The organism is Nitrospinota bacterium, from assembly GCA_035528715.1.
Lineage (GTDB): Bacteria > JADFOP01 > JADFOP01 > DATKYB01 > DATKYB01 > DATKYB01.
The window spans coordinates 1-3,596 of the sequence record DATKYB010000096.1 but is presented as its reverse complement, the minus strand read 5'-3'; the positions used below and the strand labels follow the sequence as shown (position 1 = coordinate 3,596).

The 3,596-nt window shown below is 39.9% G+C and carries 4 protein-coding genes; 3 read left to right on the top strand and 1 reads right to left on the bottom strand.

Annotated features, from left to right (window positions below; genetic code table 11):
• Positions 1 to 357 precede the first annotated feature (357 nt).
• The gene (locus VMW81_07070) at positions 358 to 1,776 is read left to right on the top strand and encodes a hypothetical protein (protein ID HUU50702.1); all 1,419 of its coding nucleotides are present in this window, start codon (positions 358 to 360) and stop codon (positions 1,774 to 1,776) included.
• 182 nt (positions 1,777 to 1,958) lie between these two features.
• On the opposite strand, the gene VMW81_07065 is transcribed toward VMW81_07070, so the two are convergent.
• A complete protein-coding gene (locus VMW81_07065) occupies positions 1,959 to 2,147 on the bottom strand; it encodes a hypothetical protein (protein HUU50701.1) in 189 nt (62 codons plus the stop codon).
• Positions 2,148 to 2,511: 364 nt separating this feature from the next.
• On the opposite strand from VMW81_07065, the gene VMW81_07060 reads away from it, so the two are divergent.
• On the top strand, positions 2,512 to 2,802 hold the full coding sequence (locus tag VMW81_07060; GenBank protein ID HUU50700.1) for a PqqD family protein: 291 nt from the start codon (positions 2,512 to 2,514) through the stop codon (positions 2,800 to 2,802).
• A gap of 4 nt (positions 2,803 to 2,806) precedes the next feature.
• On the top strand, positions 2,807 to 3,596 hold a 790-nt coding region (locus VMW81_07055), incomplete at its 3' end, for a radical SAM protein (GenBank protein ID HUU50699.1).

Sequence of the window (3,596 nt, the reverse complement as noted above, 5' to 3'; positions counted from 1 at the left end):
ATTTTTATATCTAATGCAAACGCAATTATTCCAGTGTCATCGCGAGGAGCGAAGAAGATTCCTTCGCTTTGCTCGGAACAGGCTGAACAATCTCATGCAATAAATTGTCATTGCGAGTGACCGAAGGGAGCGTGGCAATCTGCCGTTGCGAGCGCAGCGTGGCTAAGTTTAACTAGTAAAAAGGTTGAGATTGCCACGTCGCTACGCTCCTCGCAATGACAATTTATTGTATGAGATTGGCACGCCCTTTCAGGGCTCGCAATGACATTGTATAAATATATATTGCGTTTATATTAATTTGCGATGATGAATAACAGCAAAAAGTTTGTTTTTATCTTGATTGTCGCCTTTATGGGGGTGCTTGTTAAATGTTTCGCCCAGGCTGAAGAAAATATTCATGAATATATTCAGGTGCCAGGGCTTATTGATGTCCGCACAGATTTCAGCGATGGGGCTCACACGCTCGAATATCTGATTAAATTGGCTAAAAAAAGGGGGATTGATGTTCTTTTTATTAATGACCATGACCGGAAAGTCCTGGAATATGGGATACGCCCTTTTCATGCTATCTTGAAAAAAAGAGTTGAAGAGCCTTCAATCAATAAAAAGGGACCAGAAAATTACCTGAACATGATTGAATCAGCCTCAAAAAAGTACCCAAATTCGATTTTAATTCCCGGCGCAGAGTCTGCGCCTTTTTATTACTGGAGGGGAAGCTATTTCAAAAAAAACCTGACCGCTTGTGATTGGGAAAGGCATTTATTAATTGTCGGTCTCGAAGAGCCGAAAGATTATAAGGAACTGCCAATACTTCACAATGGTTATTCCACGAAATATATTCTTTCATCAATTTCAGTGGGCTTTTTTCTCTTTCTTGTTCTTCTGATAGTCGGTCTATACATGATAAAATGGAAGGGAATTATCAGATATTCCGGGATTGCGATCTCTGTTTTTGCTCTGCTTCTTCTTATCAATAACCATCCTTTCAAAAGCTCTCCGTATGACCAGTACCATGGACCGCAGGAAATCTCCCCTTACCAGTTATTGATAGATTACGTAAATTCTCGAGGGGGAACGGTTTTCTGGAATCATCCTGAGACAAAGTCAGGAAAGGCAAAACTTGGCCCTATTTTCAGAGACACTCCCCCTTACCCCCAGGTGTTAAAAGAATCTAAAAATTATTCGGGCTCGGCTGCTTTGTATGGAGATTCTACAACAATTATAGAACCAGGCAATATCTGGGACAAGGTTTTAATAGAGTACTGTTCGGGCCGGAGAGCAAACCCTGTCTGGGGAATCTCTACTGCTGATTTTCATAGAGAAGGAGGAGCCGGAGAGAAATTAGGAAATTTTCCCACATTTTTTCTTGTAAAAAGCAAAACTAAAAAGGACATTTTAGATGCCCTGAAAAAAGGCAGAATGTATGCCTGCCGAGGAGATGCCGACTCCCCAAGACTGATTCTTGAGGATTTCTCAATATCTGATTCTAAAAGTTCGCAGAAAGTCGTTATGGGGGAAGAGATATTCTCTAAAGGTTATCCCAGTATAAACATTCGTATTTCTACGACTGATTCAGAGAAAGGAAATTCTATAACTGTGAGACTTATTCGATCCGGGAATCTTTTAGAAACCTTCTCTGTAGAAACTCCCTTGAGTATAAACTTTGAAGATGATTTCTTTGAACCCGGCAAAAAGATATATTACCGTCTGGATGCGATAGATAAAAAAGGGAGGAAATTAGTTTCTAATCCTATCTTTGTGAAATTTCAACCATAAAAAAAGAGCGCATTTCAGGGAACAAATTCGAAATAAATCAAAAAAGATGGGGATTAAGATAGCGACTTTTTAGAGATTTTGAGTTTAGATATTGTCTAAAATTAAAAGCTGTGAATCTGCCTGGGCTTCTCAGGGCAAAAGAACTCTCTAAGAAAGCAAATTTTTCTTTAAATAACTTACTACTATTTGCCCTTAGCTATCATCCATTCTCTTGCTGCTAGAGCAATAGCAAATAAAAGACATGCCTGGGTAAATTGAAGAAAGGCTTGAGCTTCAATTCCCATTATAGGTTTTACTATAAGCCTGGATATAACGCCCACGATTAAGCTGATAGCAGCTACAACAATTAATGCCTCACAAATTTTTTTCATCTTATCTTTTCCTCCTTTTCGACGATAATATTGCTTCATTATTTTAATGTCAAGCAAATTTTCCATCAGTGGGGTCAGGTCTTGCTTTTTGCCTTTACTCATACAAACGCAATTTATACTATTGCATTAAACTGCGGGCAACCCCGCTCCTTTTATAAATGGGCAGGCGAGCATAGCAAAATCTCATCCTGAACACAGGAGATGCCTGTGTCACTTTCATCTTTGCAATGAAATTTTAATGCGTTTGTATGAGATTTTTGAGACAGGCAAAAAGCAAGACCTGACCCCACTTATGAGCAGAGTTGACTTTTTCTGATTTTTTCCTAATAATAATTAAAAACTAGTGAAAAGGGAGCATTACTTGATGCATCTACGCGATAAAGTTTATAAAAAAAGCGATTCAATTGTATCCAGGAAGATAGCCGATGAGTTTATCCTGGTTCCAATCAGGCAAAACGTGGGTGATCTGGAAAGTATCAGCACTCTGAACGAGGTAGCTGCCCGCATCTGGGAGCTTATCGACGGAAAAATGAAAGTCAGAGAAATAAAAGATAAGATAGTCGAGGAATTTGAAGTCACTCCTCAACATGCTGAAAAGGATCTTGTAGAGTATCTACACCAATTGAAGGAAATTGAAGCTATAATTGAAGGGTAATCATATGGAATGCTCTCATATTCCTTCTATCAGCTATGCTCAGTTTAGTGAGCGGTTGCATAAGCAGGTTGTAGCCAAGAGGATTCCAATTCTGGGATCATTTGAACTTACCTTTCGCTGCAACCTTCGCTGTGCTCATTGCTATTGCAACTTACCCTTAAATAGCCGAGATGCTATCAGCAAGGAACTTAAAACCGGAGAAATCTTCAATATCTTTGACCAGATAGCTGAGGCAGGATGTCTATGGCTGCTGCTAACTGGAGGGGAACCTCTGCTGCGAAAAGACTTTTTGGAAATTTACACTTACGCCAAGAAGAAAGGCTTCCTTATCTCTCTATTTACTAACGGGACACTTATTACGCCAAAGATTGCCGATTATCTGGCTGAATCGCCGCCGTCTGAGGTGGAGATTACATTATATGGTGTGACTAAAGAGACTCATGAAAAAGTAACTGGAATTCCTGGCTCATTTAAGCGCTGTCAAAAGGGTATTGAATTACTTTTAGCGAGAAAAATTCCTTTAAGGCTGAAGACCATGGCCATGACCTTAAACCGGAATGAGCTTTCGAATATAAAAGAATACGCTGAAGGCTTAGGAGTGAAGTTCCGTTTCGACCCTGAACTCAATCCAAGGCTGGACCACTCTAAAACTCCTTGCAATTTCCGGTTATCTCCTGAAGAGGTTGTCAAGCTAGATTTAGCGGATGAGAAAAGAATTAAAGAATGGCGGGAATTCTGCGAAAAGTTTTTAGGCCCGCCCGAATTTGACAATCTTTATCTCTGTGGTGCAGGCG